Source organism: Frankia sp. Hr75.2, from assembly GCF_949319125.1.
Lineage (GTDB): Bacteria > Actinomycetota > Actinomycetes > Frankiales > Frankiaceae > Parafrankia > Parafrankia soli.
On record NZ_CASGGV010000111.1, the window covers coordinates 140,744 to 162,974 of the forward strand.

The window sequence follows — 22,231 nt, forward strand, 5'->3', positions numbered from 1 at the left end:
GACGCCGGTAGCAGCAGGCAGGGCGTGTCCCACCGGTGGTCCCCTGGTTTCCGCCGGGGGGCCGCGGTGGGGCGCGCCCTTCTTGTTTCGCCGGGCCGCGGTGTCGGGAGGACACACAGGTATGCCGAAGATTCTCACGTTCAACGAGGACGCCCGCCGCTCGCTCGAGCGGGGCGTGAACGCCCTCGCGGACGCGGTCAAGGTGACGATCGGCCCGCGCGGCCGCAACGTCGTCATCAGCAAGTCGTACGGCGCGCCGACGATCACCAACGACGGTGTGACGATCGCGCGTGAGGTCGAGCTGGACGACCCCTACCAGAACCTGGGGGCGCAGCTCGCCAAGGAGGTCGCCACCAAGACCAACGACGTCGCCGGCGACGGGACGACGACGGCCACGGTGCTGGCGCAGGAGATGGTGCGCCAGGGCCTGCGGCAGGTGACGGCCGGGGCCGCCCCGCTCTCGCTCAAGATCGGCATCGAGGCGGCGGTCGCCGCTGTCTCGTCGGCGCTGCTGGAAGCCGCGATCGAGATCGGCTCGAAGGAGACCATCGCGCAGGTCGCCGCGATCTCGGCGCAGGACGTCCAGGTCGGCGAACTCATCGCCGAGGCGATGGACAAGATCGGCAAGGACGGTGTGATCACCATCGAGGAGAGCCAGACCATGGGTCTGGACCTCGAGCTCACCGAGGGGATGCAGTTCGACAAGGGCTACATCTCGCCGTACTTCGTGACCGACCAGGAGAGCATGGAGGCCGTCCTCGAGGACGCCTACGTGCTGCTGCACCCTGGCAAGATCAGCGCGCTGAACGACATCCTGCCGATCCTCGAGCAGGTGGTGCAGGAGCGTAAGCCGCTGCTGATCATCGCTGAGGACGTCGAGGGCGAGGCGCTGTCGACCCTGGTCGTCAACGCGGTGCGCAAGACCTTCCAGGTCGTCGCGGTGAAGGCCCCCGGCTTCGGTGACCGCCGCAAGGCGATGCTGCAGGACCTCGCGGTCCTGACCGGTGGCCAGGTCGTCGCCACCGAGGTGGGTCTCAAGCTCGACTCGATCACGCTCGCCGAGCTCGGTCGGGCGCGGCGGATCGTCGTCGACAAGGACCTCACCACGATCGTCGACGGTGCCGGCGACGCCGACGCGGTCGCCGAGCGCGTCCGGCAGATGAAGGCGGAGATCGAACTCTCCGACTCGGACTGGGACCGCGAGAAGCTCCAGGAGCGCCTGGCCAAGCTGGCCGGCGGGGTCGCCGTCATCCGCGTCGGCGCCGCCACCGAGGTCGAGCTCAAGGAGAAGAAGCACCGTCTCGAGGACGCCGTGTCGGCGACCCGGGCCGCGGTCGAGGAGGGCATCGTGGCGGGCGGCGGCAGCGCGCTCGTCCACGCGGCCAAGGTCCTCGACGGTGACCTCGGCCTGACCGGCGACGAGCGTTCCGGGGTGCGGGTCGTGCGCGCGGCGCTCGACGCGCCGCTCACCTGGATCGCGCGCAACGCCGGCCTCGAGGGCGCGGTGATCGTGTCCAAGGTCCGCGAGGGCGACGTCGGCCGGGGCTTCAACGCGGCCACCGGCGAGTACGTCGACCTGGTCGCGGCCGGCGTGGTCGACCCCGTGAAGGTCACCCGCTCCGCGGTGGCGAACGCGGCCTCCATCGCCGCGCTGCTCATCACCACCGAGAGCCTGGTGGCGGAGAAGCCCGAGGAGGCCGAGGCCGGCCACGGCCACGACCACTCGCACGGCGGCCACGGCCACGGCCACTCGCACGGGCCGGGTTTCTGAGCCGTCGGGTGAGCAGAGCCGTCTGAGTGAGCTGAGCCGTCGGGTGACCGGCGGTGCACTGCCCGGCACCTGTGGCGGGTAGTGCGGTGATTCGGCAGGTGAGGCCCGGTCGGTCCGCGGACCGACCGGGCTTTGTCGTGCCCGGGGCCGTGACCCGCCCTGGCCCGGGGTGCGGGTATCGCCGGCGCGCGCGGCGCCACCCGAGGTCAGGGATCCGACAGCGGCCCCGGGGCGCTCACCCGTCGCGGGTGGTCGCCGGGGATGGGGAGACATGCCCGCATACGGCTGCGCGAACCGGCCTGCTGGTGGGAGCGGCGCCGGCGGGGAGACACCGGGAACACGAGCCCCCGGTGCTCGGCCGGCGGCGCGCGTACTCCAGGCAAAAGAAAAGATCCCCGGGCCCGTACGTCCCGGAGCGGGGGTACGGGCCGGGGGATCTTCGCATCCGGCGGCCGGTTTCAGCAGGCCGGGGCGAGCCCCGGCCGGGCGGGCGTGTGACGGGCGGTGCCCCTGCGGGTGCGCCCGGTGAGGACCGCCTCCCGCTCGGACTCGCTCATTCCGCCCCACACGCCGTACGGTTCCCGGGCGGCGAGGGCATGTTCCCCACACGCCCGGATTACCGGGCAGCGTGCGCAGATCGCCTTCGCCGCCGCCTCCCGCGCGGCTCTGGCCGGGCCGCGTTCGCCCTCGGGATGGAAGAACAGCTCGGTGCTCTCACCTCGACAGGCGCCGTGGAGCTGCCACTCCCACTTCTCCGCGCCGGGGCCTGGAAGTCGTCGGACGTCGGTCATCGGCCTGACCCCCCCTTTCGACCTGAGCGGCTGGCGCCGCGACTACCCGGTCACCGTAGCCGCTCGCCATCGACTGGAGATCTTGGAATTTCACCCGGTCGACCGGCGCCGCCTCCCCGGTGAGGTCCCTGCCGCCCGGTAGGTTCACCGAGAGGCCGGGACACCGTGGATGCCGTCCACCGCTGACGGACCGCGCTACCGGCGCAGGCTCGCGCAGACAGCGGGCGGGACGGCGCGACCAGATGGAACCGTGGACGTCCGACCGCCGGTGTCGACGCGCGCGGATCACCGCCGGTCACGGGTGGTGCGCGTCCCGCCGACAGTCCCTCGCCTACCCGCCGCCGGTGCGGGTCACACGAACCGACATCGAGTTTCCCCACACGCTCGCCGCGGCGGGCTGTGCGGGGCGGGGCGAACGGCCGCCTCCGGCGCCGGCCCCGGCGTCGGTCGCCGGAGCCGCGGGCGGGCAGGGGTGCCCGGCCCGTGTCGGCCGGGCCGGGTTGTAACGGCTGGTGAGAGCCGGTCGGTCAGCGGGTGTCCGCCTCGGAGGCGGCTGAGGCCTCGTACACCCCGTCGGCGAAGCCGCGGGCGTACTCCCAGCTCACGTAGCACGCCGGATCCGGGGCGAAGGCAGGCTCGTGCACCCGTGTACGGCCCTCGTCCAGGAGGTGCCGTAGGTTGCCGGCCAGCAGGTCCCAGTCGAAGTAGTGCGGCTCGGCGCACCCCTCGCAGTCGACGACGAGACCCCGGTAACCACGTGGTTCGAGCAGGGTCCGGAAGACGTCGAGGTCGCCCAGCTCGGCGAGGATCTCTTCCCGCTCGCGTAGGGACAGCGGTTCGAGTAGTTCCAGATCCTCGGCGGAGTCGAGCTGCGCGAGCTCGGCCGCCGGGTCCTCGGGGTCGCCCGCGAAGGGGTCGAGGGGCTCGTTGCTCACGAGGAACACGCTACGCTCGCGGCCCAAGCTTAGTGGTCCCGATACGGAGTCCGGCACTGACGTGCGGGGCTTTCGCTCCAGCATGCCCCAATCTGTCCCAGCCTGGATGGCTTCCCTTCGTGCCGGGTCAGCTCGTCTGGTGTGGCAGTGACGGGTCGCGCGCATGGTCCGTGCTCCGCGCGCCGGTTGTCTGTGACCCATTTATGTGATTCCGGATCCGCGACGCCGGCCCTCGTGGTAGCAGCTGGTCCGTTTTGCACCTTTGGTGAGCGTTGTTTGGACGGGGTGCCCACGGACGGGTGCGCCCCCGGCCCCGGCGCCCGTCCTGTGGCATGCGTGGTGCTCTCGGTCACGCCGGGGAGTTCGGAGCCGTTGCCGGGCCTCTACGATGGAGTATCACCGTCGCCCGACCGGCGGGCCGCGCGGAGCCCAGCATGCTTCACCCGCCTGCCCGGGCAGACCGGCTCGCGCCGGTTCCCGGGCGCGGGACTCCCCGGACATCGCGGGGACGCTCCCGCCGGCGCCGGGCCGATGCGAACGGAAGGTGCCATGGACGGTTCCCCCGCCAACCCGACGACCTCGATCACGCGCGCGACCGGGGAACCCGACCTCGACCAGTCGCCCGGCCGGCCCGGCGCCGTTCGGCACGTTGCTGACAGCCTGGGCGCCGAGGGGCCGGCGCTCCCGCCGAAGCTCGCGATGCTCGGCCTCACCTTCGACGACGTCCTGCTGCTGCCGGCGGCGTCCGAGGTGGCGCCGTCGGGCGTTGACACGACCACGCGGCTGTCCCGCAACATCTCGCTGGCGGTCCCGCTGGTGTCCTCCGCGATGGACACCGTGACCGAGGCGCGGATGGCGATCGCGATGGCCCGCCAGGGCGGCGTCGGCGTGCTGCACCGCAACCTGTCCGTCGACGACCAGGCACAGCAGGTCGACATGGTGAAGCGGTCCGAGTCTGGGATGATCACCTCCCCGATCACCTGCGGGCCGGACGCCACCATCGAAGAGGCGAACGTGCTCATGGCGCGTTACCGCATCTCCGGCGTCCCGGTGACCGAGCCGGACGGCCGCCTCGTCGGGATCGTGACCAACCGCGACATCCGCTTCGAGCGGGACTACACCCGCCGCGTCCACGAAGTGATGACCCGCATGCCGCTGATCACGGCACCGGTCGGGGTCTCGGCGGACGACGCGCTCGCTCTGCTGCGGCACAACAAGGTCGAGAAGCTGCCCATCGTCGACGGGCACGACCGGCTGTGCGGGCTGATCACGGTCAAGGACTTCACCAAGCGCGAGCAGTACCCGCGGGCGACCAAGGACGCGGACGGCCGCCTCGTGGTCGGCGCCGCGGTCGGCGTCGGCGAGGACGCGCTGAAGCGTGCCCAGGTCCTCGTCGCCGCCGGGGTGGACTTCCTCGTCGTCGACACCGCGCACGGCCACCACCATGCCGTCCCCGACATGATCGCCCGGATCAAGGCCGACATGCCCGCCGGGGTGGACGGCCGTCCGCTCGACGTCATCGGTGGCAACATCGCCACCGCGGCCGGGGCCGCCGCGCTCATCGCGGCCGGCGCGGACGCCGTCAAGGTCGGGGTCGGGCCGGGCTCGATCTGCACGACCCGGGTGGTCACCGGCGTGGGCGTTCCGCAGGTCACCGCGATCTACGAGGCGGCGCGGGCGGCGCGGGCCGCCGGCGTGCCGGTCATCGGCGACGGCGGGCTGCAGTACTCCGGTGACATCGCCAAGGCGATCGCCGTCGGAGCCGACACCGTGATGCTCGGCAGCCTGCTCGCCGGTGTCGACGAGAGCCCCGGAGAGCTCATCTTCATCAACGGCAAGCAGTACAAGTCCTACCGGGGGATGGGCTCGCTCGGCGCCATGCGCAGCCGCGGCGACACCCGCTCCTACTCCAAGGACCGCTACTTCCAGGACGACGTCCTCTCCGACGACAAGCTCGTCCCCCAGGGCGTCGAGGGCCAGGTGCCCTACCGGGGCTCGCTGGCCGGGATGGCCCACCAGCTGATCGGCGGCCTGCAGGCCGCGATGGGGTACACGGGTGCCGCGACCATCCGTGATCTCCAGGAGAACAGCCAGCTGGTGCGGATCACGTCGGCCGGCCTGACCGAGAGCCACGCGCACGACGTCCAGATGACGGTCGAGGCGCCGAACTACACCCGGTGAGCCGTGGTCGGTGGTCGGGAGGTCTCTCTCCGCCACCGGCCGCCAGCCGTTCCAGCGGCCGCGCGGCGCTCGTCGTTCCGTATCCCCGCCGCCGGACGCCGACGTACCAGGCAGGATGGTCGGCGGGACCAAACGGGCTGACCAGGAGGCCGGGACACGGTGGCAGACGTCGAAATCGGTATCGGGAAGAACGTGCGAGTGGGCTACGGCCTTGACGCCGTTGGCATCGTTCCCTCGCGGCGCACCCGGGACCCAGCCGACGTGTCACTCGCCTGGGAGATCGACGCCTATCACTTCGATCTGCCGATCGTCGCGGCGCCGGCCGACGCGGTGACCTCGCCGGAGTCCGCGATCGCCGTCGGGCGCCAGGGTGGGCTCGGTGTGCTGCACCTCGAGGGGCTGTGGACCAGGCACGAGGACCCCGAGCCGCTGCTCGACGAGGTCGCGGAGCTGGGCGCGCGTTCCGGTGCGGTCGCGGCGACCCGGCGTCTGCGTGAGCTCTACGCGGCGCCGGTGCAGCCCGAGCTCATCGGGGCGCGGCTGGCGCGGATGCGGGAGGCCGGCGTGGTCACCGCCGCCGCGCTGCGCCCGCAGAAGGTCCGGGCACTGTGCCCGCACGTGCTGGCCGCGGGCGTGGACCTCCTCGTCATCCATGGCACGGCGGTGTCGGCCGAGCACCAGTCCAGGCGCACCGAGCCGCTGAATCTCAAACAGTTCATAGGACAGCTCGACATCCCGGTGATCGTCGGTGGCTGTGCATCCTTCTCCACGGCACTGCATCTCATGCGGACGGGCGCGGCCGGCGTGATCGTCGGAGTCGGTGCCGGCCTCGGCGACGACACGGCCGAGACCCTCGGAATTGGTGTTCCGCTGGCGACCGCGATCGCCGACGCGGCCGGCGCCCGGATGCGGTACCTCGACGAGTCCGGCGGCCGGTACGTCCACGTCATCGCGCATGGCGACCTGCGCACCGGCGGGGACGCGGCGAAGGCCGTGGCCTGCGGAGCCGACGCCGTGATGGTGGATTCGCCGCTCGCGCAGGCGGTGGACGCCCCTGGGCGGGGCTCGGTCTGGTCGATGGAGATCCTGCACTCGGACCTGCCACGCGGGCGGTGGGCGCCGGTCGAGACGTCACGTACCGTCGCCGAGATCCTCACCGGGGGCGAGGTCGCGGCCGAGGACGGTGTGGCGAACATCGCCGGGGCCCTGCGGGCGGCGATGGCCACAACGGGCTACGCGACGTTGAAGGAGTTCCAGAAGGCGGAGATCATGATCGCTGCCGGGCGCTAGCGGAACGGGCCCGGAGAGCCAGCGGTGTGCGTCGGTCGTGCTGCCGACCCGGACGCCTTGGGTGTAAGTCCGCCGTGGCACCCTTGGAGCCGTCCGTCTCCGGATCGAAGGATGACCGATGCGCCTCGACGAGAACGGCCGCTGGGTCAGCGACGACGGCGCCTATGTCTGGGATGACGCGGCCCAGACCTGGCGGCTGGCGAATGCCACGTCGCCGTCCGCCATGCCCGCGACCGGCTCGAGCCGGACGGCCTCGGGTCAGACCGGTCCGGGCCACACCGGTTCGGGCCAGGCGGGCCCGGGGCAGGCGGGCTCCGGCCAGACCAGCTCCGGCCAGGCGGGTTGGACACCGCCGCACACGGGTCCGCTCGCCCCGAGCTCCGGCGGCTCCGCCGGCACCGGGGCGACCGGGCCGATCTACACCGGGCAGGCGTACGCGGGGCCGGCCGACACAGACTCCTCCTACGGCGGCCGCCCCGGCTCCGGCTACCCGGACCCGGCACGGTCAGACCCGGCACGGTCAGATCCGGCATGGACGGGCCCGGTGCGGGTGGGCCAGACGCCGGCCGCGCGGGAATCGGGCCGGCCCACAACGACCGGCCCGTTTTCGACCGGCCCGTTTCCAGCTGGGCAGCTTCAGACCGGGCCGATGCCCACGGGGCCGATGGCCACCGGGCCGATTCCGACGGGGCCGATGCCAACCGCCCGGACAGCCACGGGCGCGTCCGGGAGCCGGGCGGACTCCGCCGTGGCGCCGAGCGATCCTGCGGAGAACACGACGGGCATCCCTCGCCGGATGACGCGGCCGCGGCGGCCCCGGCCGGCCGGGCAGCTCGACGTGGCCGACACCGATCTCGACAACGCCGATCTCGACAACGCCGATCTCGACGACGCCGATCTCGATGACACCGACCTGGACGGCCCGCACCTGGACGACGCCGACCCGGACCGCTGGGCCGGTGACGATGACGATGACGAGGCGGACCTCCGGGGCCGCGGTGCCAGGCCGGGCGACGGCCACGGCCCCGAGGGCGGGGGAGCGCGGCGGTTCGTCAGCGGGCTGCGGGCGTCCGCACTGGATCCCCGGGCGCGCTGGGGCGTGGCGGGCCCGGGCGGGACGTCCGACAACGGCGGCAGGCCCGACGGCTACCCGGCGGCCGAGGACCCCCCCCGCGGGATCGCCGCGATGCTGCGCCGGCCGACCGTGCTCGCGGTGGCCACGGCGTTCGCTCTGGTGGTCGCGCTCGGCGTGGCCGGGTTCCTCGTTCTCGGCAGGGGCGACGACAGCGGTTCGGCCGCCTCCGCGTCGTCCGCCGGGGTGGGCAGGTACGACGCGGCCGTCCGGAAGGACTACATCGACGCCTGCCTCGGCGTGAGCGACGGCAACGAGCGCTACTGCACCTGCACGCTGGAGAAACTCGAGGCTGACTACACCCAGGAGCAGTATCTGGCCTTCAACAGCGACGTCGAGTCCGACAACTCCCAGCGCATCGTGCGCGAGATTTACGCGGCCTGCCGCAATCTCCGGTGAGAGCCCCCGTGTACAGTGGGATGATCCCGTTTGCGACCGATTCGTGCTTTCCGCCCGCAAGGGCCAGGGCAACGGCAACGGCGAGGCTGCCGTTGCGAACGGGGAGACGGGCGCATCCAGATCGGACTCGTCCGGAGCGTGTGCGTCGCGCACGGGTTTCGTGCGGGGTGCCCGGATCGGTCGGTCACCCGCCGGCCGGCGCGTGGTGTGTCCGCAGCGGCGGGTCCGGTCCCGGTGAGCGGTCTCGTGTTCGGGTGGCGTCGACTTTTAACGGCGCGACAGGAAGCGGCCAGCGTGAATTCGGCCAGTACGTTCATGGCCGGTACATTCAGACGGCTGACCGCCTTGGGACGCTGATCAGAGAGGCGGGCGATGCTCACCGGCGAGTGTGGTCGATGAGCATGGTCGACGTCCCGGCGGCAGCGCGACGTGGGTTCGGTGCCGGGACGTGGGCATCCGGCTACCTCGGCGGCAGGTGGGTGATCGCTCCGTGACCGTGGACGGCACCGACCGACCCACTGGCGGTCGTCGTGACGACGACTTCTTCGCGGTCGAACGGGTCGGCGAACCCGACGACACCGCGGTCTCCCGCCCGGCCCCCGCGGCCGACGGCGGCTGGGACGTCACCCCGTGGCCGGCCTCCGACCTGGACGTGAGCGCCGGCAGTGGTCCGGCCCGTGGCGTCGTGGGTGGTCCGCTGGTGGACGGCCCGGTGCTGGGCGGTCCTGTCGTGGGCGGCCCGGCCGTCGGCGGTCCGACCGTGGGCGGCGGGCCGTCGGTTGGCGACGATCCGTTCGACGTCAGCTCGACCTGGAACGGGCCCGCCCCGGTCATCGGGGGGCCGCCGTCCGACCTGGGCCGCGCCGCACCCGACGTCCAGCCCGCGCCGCACTCCCCGGCACCGCACTCCTCAGGGCCCTACTCCCCAGGGCCGCACACGCCGGCGCCGCACCCCGCGGCACCACACACGCCCGTCCCGCCCGCCTCGGCGCCGCAGGTGGGCCTACCGCCGGCGGGCCCGTCGGTGACGGGCGGCTTCCGGGTCCCGACGGGGTACGAGTCGGCCCCGCCCGCGTCCCCGCGCTCCTACGTGGAGCCGACACCGCCGCCGAGGTTCCCGACCGAACGCGGGTCCGCCCCGCCGGGCCGCGCCGGGGGCCCGGACACCGGTTCGGTCCGCATCGGCGGCCCGGATACCGGCTCGGCGCCCGGCTGGGGCCCCGCGAGCCCGGGTGCGGGCGCGCCCGGCATCAACCCGGTGACCGGCAGCTTCCCACTGCCACCGACGAGCCGGACGCAGCCGCCCGCCGCGAGATCCGGGGGTGCTCCCGGGCCCAGCGCCTACCAGGGTTATGACCCGGCGCGTCCGCAGAGCACGCCCCCGCCGCCGCAGTCGGGCGCCGGCCATCCGGGTGGCTCCGGTCTGCCGCGCCCGGACCAGACCGGCGGGTTCGCGCGCCCCGGCGCCGCCTACCCGAGCCGGCCCGGCGAGCCCGAGCGGCCGGCTCCGCGGCCGGTCGACCCGTGGAACGGCCACAGCACGGGCTCCGGGCCACGCCCCGACCTGTCGCTGCCTCCCCGGGCAGGCACGCCGTCCACCGACCGCGGCCGGGACGACCAGCGGCGCAACGGCTACGACTCCCATGGGCACAGTGGCTACGAGGTCCGTCCGGACCAGTCCCGTGGCGACCACGGCGCGGCACGCGCCCCGGACGGCTACGGGGCGAGCGGCCCGACCACCGGCGGCTACCGCGTCGGTGACCCCGGCAGCGGCCCTGCACCTCTCGGCGGCGCTGGTTCTCCCGGCGGGCCAAGTTCTCCTGGTGGTGGCGCGACCCCGGGCGCGGCCGCGCCGGGGCGGCCTGTCGGCGCCGGGCCGGTGGCGCGCGCCGCGCTGCCGCCCGGCTCCTGGTCCGGGTCCCCGAGCGGGGCGCTTCCGATCGACGGGCGTCTGAACAGCGGTCGGCACGCAGCGGACCGGCCCGGTTCCCCGAACGGCGACGCGTCCGGCCCGTGGCGGTCGCCGCACCGGGATGATCCCGCGGCCTTTCCGCCCGATCGCCCTCGCGGCGCCGGCCTCCCGCCGTTGGCGAACGATCCGCTCTCCGGTCCGCTGCCGGTCGCCGCTCTGCCGCCGGGACGTCCCGAGCCCGGACGCCCCGGTGGCCGTCCGGAACTGGGCCAGCCGGAGCTGGGTCGACCCGAGCTGGGCCGAGCTGAGCCGGGCGGCCGAACCGGCCCTGCCGGGGCCGCGCGCGCGGAGCCGCTCGCCCCGGGGACGGCGCCGTCCGGGCCGTGGCGTTCTCCGTCGCCCCGCGCGGCTGTCGAGGACACCATGACCACCACGCGCTCGCCGTTCCGCGGGTCGGGGGCCCTGCCGGCGCTGCCCCCGGGCCGTTCGGCGGCGCCGGGCGCCCCGGGCGCCGACCAGGCACCGGTTCCAGGCACGCCGCCACCGGCGCCCGGCGCCGGGACGGGCCCGCGCACCGCGACCGGCCCGCGCGGCGCGACCGGCCCGCGCGCGCTGCCCGGACCGGCCGCGGCGGGTGCCGCGCCGGGTCGGCCCAGACGTCCCGAGAGCGCGGCGGAGATGACCTCCCTGGTCACCCGCCGGGGCCGGGCGGGTGCCGCCGGCGCGGCCGACCGGGGAGACGACTCCGGCTGGCAGCCGTCCCGGGGGGCTCGCCGGACGGGTGCCCGTGGGGTGCCCGCGGACCGCAGGCGCACCCCGAACCCGACCACGGACACGAACAGCCTCCAGGCCGTCTCCGCGCCGCCGGCGCGGCGCACCACGCCACGGCCCGCCGACGCCCCCGAGGACACCGGCTCGACTGGCCGGTCGAGCCGGTCCCGCGCGGACCGGCCGGGCCGGGGAGGCACGGACGTCGAGGACCTGCACCCGGAGAACCGCCGGTCGGCGGCGCGTGGCGCTGGCCTGGCCGGGTCAGGCGGCGGGGGCGGAGCCCGTGGTAACGGCGGCGGCGCCGGTGGCCGCGGCGGGCGTGGCCGGGGTGCCGGGGACGACCGCCCGTCGACCCGCGCGGTCGGGGTGCTCGAGCCGGCCGAGGTGGACGACGAGGCGGACGACCAGCCGTCCACCCCGGACCGGCTGGCCTGGCTCAAGGAGGGCTGGATCGGCCCGCTGGCCATCGCGCTGGTGGTCTCCCTGTTCGTGGTCGGCGCCTACACCCTGCTGACGGGGGACGGCGGCGACAAGCCCCCGACCGAGCCCACGGTCACGCAGTCCGAGCCGCCGACGCCGACCAATCCGGAGGCTCTCGCGGGCAAGGCGCTGGTCAACGGCACCTGGCGCTGCCGGATTATGGTGGTGGAGGGGGGGGACACCCGCACTGGTGACCTTCTTCCCGACAAGCTCGTCGTCGATCCGACGGGCCTGACGTATCGCTGGAACGACGGTCAGGGCGTCTACACCATCACGCCGAAGCAAGGCGACGCCGCGGCGGCGGTGATCGCCGAGGTCCAGTTCACCAGCGGCCCGCTGCAAGGAGTCACCGGCAAGAGCCTTACCACCGCCAAGGAAAACAGTGGTATTGCGAGTGGCACGCTGCTGCTCGACGCCATGCCGAACGTGTCCGCCCGGAGTTGCTTCGTGAACTGAACCACTTCGCGTAATCCCCCGAGGGACGGCGGCGGTTGCGCATGAGCGCTGTCAGCGCGACGGATCTGGTTCACTGCGCTCCGTGAGCATGTATCGCTAGAATTCCGGCAAATGGTGTCGGAGAAGATCCGGCTCGCTTCCGCGGGGCGCGGTGTTGGTGGACCCGGTGAGATGGTTTTATTGGCCATGCGGCAGGATCGGGTGTCATGTTCTGGTCTGACCGTGTTGCGGGTACCAGGCGGCGGCAGGCCGCCCACGAGGTCTCGAACCACGGAGGCCGCGGCCTCCTTCATCCGGTTCGGCCCGACCCGGTAACGGCGGCGCAGAGCTCTCCGGAGGCATCGGATTCCGTGGCTGCGGCGAGCTCCCCGGTAGCGCGGGGCCCCCTGGGCCCGCGGGTGGAGACGCGGCCGGAGGGGTGGCGCCTGGTGGATCGCCGCGGCCTGCTGAAGGCCGCCGGGATGGCCGCCGTCGCGGCGCCCGCCACGAGCCTGCTGGCGGCCTGCGGGGGCGGTGGCTCCGGTGGTTCCGGCGCACGCTCGGTGCGCATCGGCATGGTCAGCCCGCGCACGGGCTCGCTGCGGCTCTATTCCGAGGTCGACGCGCATGTCGTCGAGACAATGCGCACGATCTTCAAGGACGGCATCCGGGTCGGCCGGAGCACCCTGCCGGTGGAGATCTTCGTTCGGGACGGCCAGTCCGACCGCAACCGGGCCGCGGCCGCCGCGACCGACCTCATCTTCACCGACCAGGTGGATGTCGTCCTGGTCGGCGGCACCTCGGACAACGCCAACCCGGTGTCCGACGCGTGCGAGGCCAACGGCGTCCCGTGTATCTCCACCGAGGCTCCGTGGGAGTCGTGGTTCTACGGGCGCGGCGGCAACGCCCAGGCGCCGTTCTCCTGGACCTACCACTTCTACTGGGGCATGGGCGACCTGCGGGGCGCCTACACGACCATGTGGGGGCAGCTGGACGTACCCCGCGTGGTCGCCCTGCTGCTTCCCAATGACCAGGACGGCGTCACCTTCTCCAACGGCGTGTTCGGCCTGCCCGCGCTGGCCCAGGCCGGCTTCCGGATACTTTCCGACGTCCCGCCCTATTCGGTCGGTGAACGTGACTTCAGTGCACAGGTCCAGAAGATCATCGATAACGACGTGGAGATCGTCGCGGGTGTACCCAATCCGGACGACTTCGCCGTGTTCTGGCGGACGCTGAACGACCGGAACTACCTCCCGAAGGCCGTCACCATGTCGAAGGCGCTGGCCTTCGAGCGGGACGTGGAGAACCTCGGTGCGACCGCGAACGGTTTCACCACCGAGGTCAGCTGGTCGCCGAAGCACCAGTTCCGCAGCTACCTCACGAACCGCACCGCGGAGGAGCTGGCCAGCGAGTACGTCGACCAGACAGGACGGCCCTGGGCCCCGTCCCTGGGCTTCACCCACGCGCTGTACGAGGTGCTGGCCCAGGCGCTGGTGAACGTCGACTCCATCGACAACGCGCGCGGCATCGCCGACGCCATCGCCCGGGTGAAGGCGAACACGATCGTGGGCACCGTCACCTTCGGTGGGGCCCAGAACGTCCCCAAGAACGTGGGGAGCATCCCGCTGGTGGGCGGCCAGTGGCGTCAGCAGAACAACACCTTCAACCTGCGCGTCGTCGCCAACAACGGCAGCAACATCGCGCCCGACGGGCCGGTCGAGGACCTGCAGACGGTGCAGAACCGCTGATCCGAGGTACGAAACAGGGCCGGGGCCGGGAACGGCGGCCCCGGCCACCGGTGGCGGAAGCGGAGGTATCCGGAGCCGGTAGCGGCGCGGGACAGTCCGGAAAAGCCAAAGGCGTGGGGGGTGCTCCGGTTTCGGAGCACCCCCCACGCCTTTCCGACCGGGAGATCCCGGAACGGCGATGCCTCAGGTCCGCGCCGCCGCGCGGGACATCGTGTGCTCGACGACGGCGATCAGCGCGCTCTTCGTGGAGTCGCGGTTACGGGCGTCGCAGGTGATGATCGGGACGGCCTGGTTGATCTGCAGGGCCTCGCGGACATCCTCGATCGAGTGGCGCAGGATCCCGTCGAAGCAGTTCACGCCGACGACGAACGGCAGCTGACGCTGCTCGAAGTAGTCGACCGCCGCGAAGCAGTCCGCCAGCCGTCGGGTGTCCGCCAGTACGATCGCGCCGATGGCACCGCGCACGATGTCGTCCCACATGAACCAGAACCGGTACTGCCCGGGCGTGCCGAACAGGTACAGGATCAGGTCCTCGTCCAGCGAGACGCGGCCGAAGTCCATGGCGACCGTCGTGGTGGTCTTGTCCACGAGGTGGGTGAGGTCGTCGACGTGCGCGCCGGCCTCGGTCATGACGGCCTCGGTGCGCAGCGGGACGATCTCGGACACGGAGCCCACGAACGTCGTCTTGCCGGCGCCGAATCCGCCCGCCACCACGATCTTCACCGAGGTCGTGGCGACGGCGGAGTTGACCCGTCTGTGGTCAGAGCTTTCGAAGGCCACTGAGAACCCTTTCGAGCAACGCGAGATCCGGTGCCTCATCGCGGTCCGGCTGCTGGTGGACGCGGACGAAGCCTTCGTCCGCCATGTCGCCTACCAGGACGCGGGCGACTCCGAGAGGCACCCTCAGACCGGCGGCGATCTCGGCGATGGATCGCACCTGCCGGCACATGGCGGCGATGGTCTGCTGCTCCAGGTTGAGGCTTAGCGCCCGCTCCTCGCCGAGCGGTGTCGTGAAAACGAGTGCCTCGATGGCGAGCTCGTAACGTGACCGAGTCCGCCCGCCGGTCATCGCATAGGGGCGGACGACCGGTCCGGGCGCGTTCTCGGGATCGATGCTCACCCTGACTCCCTGGACCTACCCATGTTCACCGCGGAAGCGTTCCCTGCAGCTCGGCTCGCAGAGCCGGTGTGAGGACGTCCTTGGCACGGGTGACGAGCAGTGCCATCTCGTAACCGACCAGTCCGATGTCGCAGGACGGTGCGGCGAGTACCGCCATGCTGGCCCCGTCGCTGATGGCCATGATGAAAAGGAATCCGAGCTCCATCTCCACGACGGTCTGGGTGACGGCGCCGGCCTCGAAGACCCGGGCGGCTCCGCCGGTGAGGCTCACCAGCCCGGAGGCCACCGCGGCGAGCTGGTCGGCGCGGTCGCGGGGGAATCCGTCCGAGACCGCCAGCAGCAGTCCGTCGGCGGAGACCACCACGGTGTGGGCGACGCCCGGAACCCGGTCGACAAAGTTATTGATCAACCAGTTGAGGTTCTGGGCTTCGGAACTCACGGGTGTCACCGTTCCTCCTGCGCGTCACGTCGGGGGTTCCTCGTGGTGTCCGTTCCGACATCACGTCCCTGCCGCACGCCCTGGTAGAAGCTGGCGAGCCGACCACCGACAACCTCTGGGGAGCGTGTCGTCGGCTCTACTGGGGGACGCCGGCTAGCCGCTGGTTCGGCGCTGCCGGGCACGAGATGGGTCATGGGAACTCGAACCGGAAGTCCGGACCGTGTGGTGCCGCCGGCGCTGGGCTGCCGGAGCTGCTCCGCGGCCTTCCAGCCGGCATCGCCGGCGGACGACCAGGAGCCCTCCGGCGACTGCCCTCCGGCGACCACAGGCTGCGGTCCTGTTTGCGGAGCCTGCCGCGGTGCCTGCGCCGCGCCGGCCGGAACCGGTGCCCCTGGGATCTGTGCCCCGGGAATCGGAGCGCCGAGACCGGGACGGCGGATCCCCCGCGCGGGGGACTCGACGACCGGTTCCCCCCGGGCCGGTGTACGCGGTATCGCGGGAGGCTGCGTGGTGCGGTGCACCGGCGCCGACGGCTGGGGCCGCTGGGGCAGTGGCGTGACCTGGTGGATGGGCTGCTGCGCGGGCGGAGCCTGCCGGGTCGCCGGCGGCTGCTGCCCGGCGCCCTGGGCCCGTACCGGGCCGCGGGTGGGTCGCTGCCCACGCCGCTCACCCTGCCCGTTCGCCGAGCCGTTCGAGGGCGCCGGCGACCTGCGCTGGAACCACGCCGAGACGGAGTCGAAGATCGGCGTGGTGTCGACGTCCTCGCCCTGCTCGGCGGCGGCCAGCTCGCCGGTGTCCTCGGCCTGAGGCTGGACGGGCCGCTCGAGGGGGCCCGTCTCCCTGGGCGTGCGGAACGCGGCGGCCAGGTTGGGGCCGGTCCGCGGGAAGGGCCCGGTCTGGTCGGGACTGGGCCGGGTGGGCGCCCGGTTGAACACCCCGCCCGGCCGGGAGAGCGCGTCCGTCTCCGGCTCGGCGTACATCGAGGTCGGGCCGGTCGGCGGGCCGACCTGCGCCGAGTACTCGTCCTGCTCCGCCTGGGTGTCGGGCAGGAGGTACCCGCCGGTGTCGGCGCGCTCCGGCTCGGGCTCGCCGCCGCGGCCGATCGCCATCGGGTAGGTGTACGGGTGCTCCCCGGTGTGCGGGTCGACGTCGTTCTGGCCGTCCAGGCGCTGGGGCAGCGGGCCCGAGTCGAACGCCTCGAGCGCGAACTCGGCGGAGTCCTCGGGACCGGTCTGGCCCTGGGTCGGGAACGGGCCGCTCTCCTCGCGCCGGGACTGCCCCGACCCGTTGAGCATGCGCTCGTCGGGGCCGTCGCCGGGGTGGTGCCCGTTGCGGGCGGGCCCGTCCGCCTGGCCCCCGCCTCCACCGAACAGGGACACGGGGCCGCTGTCGGGGGAGCCTCCGGAGGATGGTCCCTGCCCGAAGCCCTGTCCCTGCCCGAAGCCCTGCCTCTGCCCGAAGGCCTGCCCGAGGCCCTGACCCTGGCCGAACCCGGAGCCCTGTCCGGGACCCTGGCCGAAGCCCTGCCCGAACCCGGGACCCGTCCCGGTGCCGTTGCTGCCCGGCGCCAGCGAGGATCCGCCGGCGGCGGCGGACGCGGCCGGGTCGACCGTGGGACTGAAGTTGGTGGTCGGCAGGCCACTCCCTGCGCCGTTGCGGTCGCTGCCGCGGGGCAGGGCGAGCCCGCTGGAGCCGCCGCGGGCGACGGCCTCCCGGCCACCGGGCTGGCCGCCCGGCCCTCCGCTGCCCGGCCCGCCACTGCCCGGCCCGATCGCCGCGGCCGGGCGGGGGGCGCTGGGGATCGCGCCGCCGTCGCCCGTGACCAGCTTCGCGGGCAGCCGGACGACCGCGGTGATACCGCCGGACGCCGACTCGCGGAGCTGGACGCGGATCCCGTGCCGGCCGGCCAGGCGACCGACGGCGAACAGACCCATGGTCCGGGAGACGGAGACGTCGACGATCGGCGGGTTCGCGAGCCGGTCGTTGACCCGCTCGAGCTCCTTGGCCGGCATGCCGATGCCCTGGTCCTCGATCTCGATCATCGCGCCGGCACCCGGGCCCAGCGAGTGGCTGGACACCATGACATCGGTGACCGGTGGCGAGTAGGAGGTGGCGTTCTCGAGCAGCTCGGCGATCAGGTGGACGACGTCGCTGACACCGCTGCCGGCGATGGACACCGAGGCCGCCCCGGTCTGCTTGACCCGGGTGTACTGCTCGACCTCGGAGATCGCGGCCAGGACGACCTCGTTGACCGGGACGGGGTGCGTCCAGCGGCGGGCGGTGTCGGTGCCGGCGAGGACCAGCAGGGACTCGTTGTTCCGCCGTATACGGGTGGCGAGGTGGTCGAGCTTGAACAGGTTCGCCAGCTGGTCCGGGTCCTGCTCGCGGTTCTCCAGGTCGTCGATCAGGCGGAGCTGCCGTTCGACGAGGCCCTGGCTTCGGCGGGAGAGGTTCACGAACATCGCGTTGACGTTGTTCCGCAGGACGGCCTGCTCGGACGCGAGCCGGACCGCCTCGCGGTGGACCGCGTCGAAGGCCCGCGCGACTTCGCCGATCTCCTCGTCGGAGTCGATACCGATCGGTTCGACGTCGTCCGAGATGTCCTGATCGCTGGAATCTCGCAGCCGGCGGACCGCCTCGGGCAGTCGCCGGCCGGCGACGTCGAGGGCCGCGGTCCGCAGCGCGAGCAGTGGCCGGACCAGCGAGCGGGCGACGACCACGGCGGCGAGCAGGGCGCTGGCGAGGATGACGACGATCAGCAGACCGGACAGGAGCGCGCCGCGCTGGATCTGGCCGCGCAGCTCGCCGACCCGGTCGTCGGTGATACCCAGCAGGCTGCCGGTGACCTCGGTGCCGAGGTCGATCGTCTCCTTGGTGGCACGCAGCCACTTCTCGGAGTCGATGACCTCCAGGGGCTGCCCGACGGGAGCGTTGAGGACCTGCTCCGTGTACAGAGCGGTGTTCTCGATGTCGTTGTTCTCGTCGGAGTTCAGCTTGTCCCGGTAAATGGTGAGCTCGGCGGGAGTCGCGTCTTCCTCGAACGCTCGGAGCAGTTCCACGCGCTGTGAGTAGGTGCTCAGGAACTCTCGGTAGTCCTCGGTGGTGAATGGACGCCCACTGATCGCCACTCCGTGTACCAGTGCCTGCTCCACGGCGAGTTCCTCGTTCGCCCGGACGAGATGGTCCGTGGCGGTGACGCTCGAGAGGAGCTGCTGGTCGTCGTTGCCCTGAGGGATCCGGACGACGAGATCGATCAACGAGTCGATGAGGGGTTTGTAGACCGCCCGCACCGAGCTCGGGTCCACCATCCGCACGGAGGCCTGGCGCAGCGAGTCCAGGCGGCTCAGCCGGTTGTCGGCCGCCTCCAGAGCCTCCCGGACCTCGGGGCCGAACGACTCCGCGCGCCCCTTGGTGACGTTCTGGTAGGCGGTGTAGGCGTCGTTCACCGCCGCCCGCCGGGACTCGACCGCGGGCAGCGACCCGGTGCGGGCCACGAGGCCCGTGGTGAACGTGCGCTCCTGCTGTAGGGAGTAGACCAGCGTGGACGCCGACCTGCTGATCTCGATCAGATCCCGTACCCGGTTCACGTCACGGGTGCTGGTCAGCACCGATGCCGCCTGGATCGACGAGTTGACCAGGATGGCCACGATCGGCACGGCGAGAATGGCGATCAGCTTGGTGCGCACCCGCCAGTTGGTGGGGTCGGTCACCGCATGACGAAGACTCCGACCACCGGACCGCTCGGGCCGGGGCGGCGTCGGGGGCCGGTCGTCGTGGTGGCCCTCGTCTTCCACGGACGAACCAGCCGCCGTCATCGGCGGCCGGTCTGCGGCCATGCCCGTGCTGCTGGCCATCGGTTGTCTGCGCACGTACCTTCGCAACCTCTCCGCCAGCCTCCCGGAACAGGGTCGTACCAGGATGGCTCGGTATCGGGCCCGGATGTCCCTCACAACGCACCTTAGCGGTACGTACTGAGCACCCGAAAGGCGCCCACCGTACGCCCGTTGTCGGGCTGAGGCCAGTTGTGGGCGGTTTGCGCCGAGTTAGTCACGGATGACCTCCTCGGTGAGCACTGTCGGTCGGTCTGTCCATCGTCATCAGTGACGTTCAAGGAGCCTTAACGATGGCATCTGGGGGTTCATCGCGTTCGGTGGCCCGTTCGTTCGATCGAACGGTTCGTCGGTTCGGCGGCCGTTCGTCAGCGGTTCGCCGCGATGGCCGAAGGCGGCCCCAATGGGGGGGCGAGTGCACGGCCATGCCGCCTGACGCTCGGGTCCACCGTCCTCCGTAGGCTTGATGGGTGAACGAGTCACCTCGCGCCAGCTATGGCTCCACCGGCGCACATCCCGGTTACGATCCGGTTCTCGTGATCGACTTCGGCGCCCAGTACGCCCAGTTGATCGCTCGGCGCGTTCGCGAGTGCCATGTGTACTCGGAGATCGTCCCGTGGGATATGCCGGTAGCCGAGATCCTGGACCGACGCCCGGCCGCGCTCATCCTCTCTGGCGGGCCGAAGTCCGTCTACTCCCCGGGTGCCCCCCGGGTCGACCCCGCGCTGTTCGCCGCCGGGGTGCCCGTCCTGGGCATCTGCTACGGCCACCAGGTGATGGCGCAGGCGCTGGACGGCACGGTCGCCCGCACCGGCACCGCCGAGTACGGAGCCACCCGGCTGCGGGTGGCCGACCCCGGGGTGCTCTTCGACGGCCTCCCCACCAGCCAGCAGGTCTGGATGTCGCACGGCGACTCGGTGACCGCCGCGCCCCCCGGTTTCCGGGTGACCGCGTCGACGCCGTCCACCCCGGTCGCGGCGTTCGAGGACCCCACCCGCAGGCTCTACGGCGTGCAGTTCCACCCCGAGGTCGTGCACAGCGAGCGCGGGATGGACGTCCTGCGGCACTTCCTGCTGGTCGGCGCGGGCTGCCGGCCGTCCTGGACGATGATCAACATTGTCGAGGAGGCCGTGACCGCGGTGCGGGCGCAGGTCGGCAACGGCCGGCTGATCTGCGGCCTGTCCGGCGGGGTCGATTCGGCGGTGGCCGCCGCGCTGGTACAGCGAGCCGTCGGTGACACCCTGACCTGCGTGTTCGTCGACCACGGGCTGTTGCGGGCGGGCGAGGCGGAACAGGTCGAACGCGACTTCGTCGCCTCCACCGGCGTCGACCTCGTCCACGTGAAGGCGGCGGACCGCTTCGCCTCCGCGCTGGCTGGGGTGACGGATCCGGAGCAGAAGCGGAAGATCATCGGGCGGGAGTTCATCCGCGTCTTCGAGGAGTCCGCGCGTGAGCTCGACGCCCGCGCGGAGGCGGAGGGAACGCACATCGGTTTCCTCGTCCAGGGCACTCTCTACCCGGACGTCATCGAGTCCGGCTCGCCCACCGCCGCCAAGATCAAGTCCCATCACAATGTCGGCGGGCTGCCGGACGACCTGCAGTTCGACCTGGTCGAGCCGCTGCGCACCCTGTTCAAGGACGAGGTCCGCCGGCTCGGCGAGGAGCTCGGCCTGCCCGAGGACATCGTCTGGCGCCAGCCGTTCCCGGGCCCGGGGCTGGCCGTCCGCATCATCGGTGAGGTCACCCCCGAGCGGCTCGAGATCGTCCGGGCCGCCGACGCGGTCGTCCGGGACGAGATCCGCCGGGCGGGGCTCGACCGGGAGATCTGGCAGGTCTTCGCCGTGCTGCTGGCGGACGTCCGGTCGGTCGGCGTCCAGGGCGACGAGCGGACCTACGGCTTCCCGGTGGTGCTGCGCGCGGTGACCAGCGAGGACGCGATGACCGCCGACTGGGCTCGGCTGCCCTACGACCTGCTGGAACGCATCAGCAACCGGGTCGTCAACGAGGTTGGGCAGGTCAACCGGGTCGTCTACGACATCACCTCGAAGCCGCCGGGCACGATCGAGTGGGAGTAGCCCCCCACGGGTGAGGCTGGCGCCGCGGCCGCGGCGCCATGCCGTGCCGTGCCGTGCTACGGGCCGTCCGCGCTACGGGGCGGGCGGCCCGGCCGGCGTCCGTCGTCGGCCGTCCCCCAGGGCGTCAGTCGCCTGCCGGAGCGTCCGCCGGGACGTCCTACCAGGTTCTCCGTCGCCCGTCGGGGTGGCGTTGCGTGATTCGTGTCCGGGTATTGCCGTCAAATGGTGTCGGGTGCTGATTCCCCTCCTGGGGAATCGCGTCAGCCACCCGTCGGAAAGTTGCCAGTGCCTGCGCGGGGCGGGTCGTATTGCGCACGCCGGCGGTTGTCCGCGCACGCCGGCGCCCTTCCCGTGGACCGGCCCGGCGGCATCGAGATGCGCCGCCCGTTCCGGGCGGACATGTCGCCACATCTGGTCGGACTTCGCGCTCCCGCATCTCGCCAGACGCCATTCGCCGCCGTTCCCGGCGGCACCGCGCTGGTGACTTCCCAGGCGACTTCCGTACCCGTCGAGATCTCTTGCGAGACATTCTTGTTGGCGGGTTGTGGGCCGTACGTCTTGTTTGTGGAGCAAAAAGACGGCGAACACTGCCCGAATCGGGGCATTTAGGGTGTTCCCGTGCGCGGTTGACGGGTCGTCGGCGCCGCGCCCGTCGGTGATCTCCCCGGCGCCGCGGACCGTGGAAGCCGGGCGGCCGGTGCGCCCGCACACCTGCCGCTGCGGTGGTTCCCCGGTGGAGGGGCCGGTTTGACTACGCCCGAGCCGCGGAGCACGCTGGATGAGTGCCGCAGCACCTCATGGTGATTACGTAGGCGCGTGACCGTCCTCGAACGGGTCGCGCGCCCAGCCCTTCCGCCCTACGGCGGGGGGCTTTTTTGTTTGCCGCGGCCACAGCGAGGTGGCCGCCGAGCCACCCAGGAGA

General features: G+C 72.4%; 13 protein-coding genes. 7 read left to right on the forward strand and 6 right to left on the reverse strand.

Annotated features, from left to right (window positions below):
• Window positions 1-121: 121 nt before the first annotated feature.
• Complete coding sequence (gene groL / locus AC559T_RS10490; RefSeq protein WP_368952690.1) at window positions 122-1,771, forward strand: chaperonin GroEL; 1,650 nt, start codon at window positions 122-124, stop codon at window positions 1,769-1,771.
• A gap of 458 nt (window positions 1,772-2,229) precedes the next feature.
• Here the strand turns inward: groL and AC559T_RS10495 are convergent, their stop codons facing one another.
• The gene (locus tag AC559T_RS10495; protein ID WP_083391293.1) at window positions 2,230-2,562 is read right to left on the reverse strand and encodes a WhiB family transcriptional regulator; all 333 of its coding nucleotides are present in this window, start codon (window positions 2,560-2,562) and stop codon (window positions 2,230-2,232) included.
• 527 nt (window positions 2,563-3,089) lie between these two features.
• Complete coding sequence (locus AC559T_RS10500) at window positions 3,090-3,506, reverse strand: DUF5319 domain-containing protein (protein WP_018505081.1); 417 nt, start codon at window positions 3,504-3,506, stop codon at window positions 3,090-3,092.
• Window positions 3,507-4,046: 540 nt separating this feature from the next.
• On the opposite strand from AC559T_RS10500, the gene guaB reads away from it, so the two are divergent.
• From guaB to AC559T_RS10525, 5 genes are all read left to right on the forward strand, one after another.
• The gene (gene guaB, locus AC559T_RS10505; protein ID WP_071066115.1) at window positions 4,047-5,678 is read left to right on the forward strand and encodes an IMP dehydrogenase; all 1,632 of its coding nucleotides are present in this window, start codon (window positions 4,047-4,049) and stop codon (window positions 5,676-5,678) included.
• Between the two features lie 159 nt (window positions 5,679-5,837).
• Window positions 5,838-6,968 carry a GuaB3 family IMP dehydrogenase-related protein gene (locus tag AC559T_RS10510; RefSeq protein WP_071066114.1) on the forward strand — a complete coding sequence of 377 codons (1,131 nt, stop codon included), beginning with the start codon at window positions 5,838-5,840 and terminating at the stop codon, window positions 6,966-6,968.
• 118 nt (window positions 6,969-7,086) lie between these two features.
• Entirely contained in the window at window positions 7,087-8,499 is a 1,413-nt protein-coding gene (locus AC559T_RS10515) for a pentapeptide repeat-containing protein (RefSeq protein ID WP_498868573.1), read from the forward strand.
• Window positions 8,500-8,974: 475 nt separating this feature from the next.
• Window positions 8,975-12,118 carry a hypothetical protein gene (locus tag AC559T_RS10520; protein WP_498868574.1) on the forward strand — a complete coding sequence of 1,048 codons (3,144 nt, stop codon included), beginning with the start codon at window positions 8,975-8,977 and terminating at the stop codon, window positions 12,116-12,118.
• A gap of 428 nt (window positions 12,119-12,546) precedes the next feature.
• A complete protein-coding gene (locus AC559T_RS10525; protein ID WP_498868575.1) occupies window positions 12,547-13,845 on the forward strand; it encodes an ABC transporter substrate-binding protein in 1,299 nt (432 codons plus the stop codon).
• 183 nt (window positions 13,846-14,028) lie between these two features.
• On the opposite strand, the gene AC559T_RS10530 is transcribed toward AC559T_RS10525, so the two are convergent.
• The 4 genes from AC559T_RS10530 to AC559T_RS10545 are packed head-to-tail and all read right to left on the reverse strand — an operon-like array spanning window position 14,029 to window position 19,114.
• Entirely contained in the window at window positions 14,029-14,625 is a 597-nt protein-coding gene (locus AC559T_RS10530; protein ID WP_020463435.1) for a GTP-binding protein, read from the reverse strand.
• Entirely contained in the window at window positions 14,606-14,965 is a 360-nt protein-coding gene (locus tag AC559T_RS10535; protein ID WP_006541596.1) for a DUF742 domain-containing protein, read from the reverse strand. Before AC559T_RS10535 ends, AC559T_RS10530 begins: the two co-directional genes overlap by 20 nt.
• Before the next feature lie 25 nt (window positions 14,966-14,990).
• Window positions 14,991-15,413: a roadblock/LC7 domain-containing protein gene (locus tag AC559T_RS10540; protein ID WP_020463433.1), complete on the reverse strand. Its 423-nt coding sequence runs from the start codon at window positions 15,411-15,413 to the stop codon at window positions 14,991-14,993.
• On the reverse strand, window positions 15,410-19,114 hold the full coding sequence (locus AC559T_RS10545) for a sensor histidine kinase (RefSeq protein WP_498868576.1): 3,705 nt from the start codon (window positions 19,112-19,114) through the stop codon (window positions 15,410-15,412). The genes AC559T_RS10540 and AC559T_RS10545 overlap by 4 nt, the downstream gene beginning before the upstream one ends.
• 590 nt (window positions 19,115-19,704) lie before the next feature.
• Here AC559T_RS10545 and guaA point away from each other — a divergent pair.
• Window positions 19,705-21,309, forward strand: a complete 1,605-nt coding sequence (gene guaA / locus AC559T_RS10550; RefSeq protein WP_498868577.1) for a glutamine-hydrolyzing GMP synthase — start codon at window positions 19,705-19,707, stop codon at window positions 21,307-21,309.
• Window positions 21,310-22,231 lie beyond the last annotated feature (922 nt).

Excerpts from the sequence above, each read along its gene's own strand:
- guaB (WP_071066115.1), top strand. The coding sequence starts at position 4,047 with ATGGACGGTTCCCCCGCCAACCCGACGACCTCGATCACGCGCGCGACC.
- groL (WP_368952690.1), top strand. The coding sequence starts at position 122 with ATGCCGAAGATTCTCACGTTCAACGAGGACGCCCGCCGCTCGCTCGAG.
- AC559T_RS10495 (WP_083391293.1), bottom strand. The coding sequence starts at position 2,562 with ATGACCGACGTCCGACGACTTCCAGGCCCCGGCGCGGAGAAGTGGGAG.
- AC559T_RS10515 (WP_498868573.1), top strand. The coding sequence starts at position 7,087 with ATGCGCCTCGACGAGAACGGCCGCTGGGTCAGCGACGACGGCGCCTAT.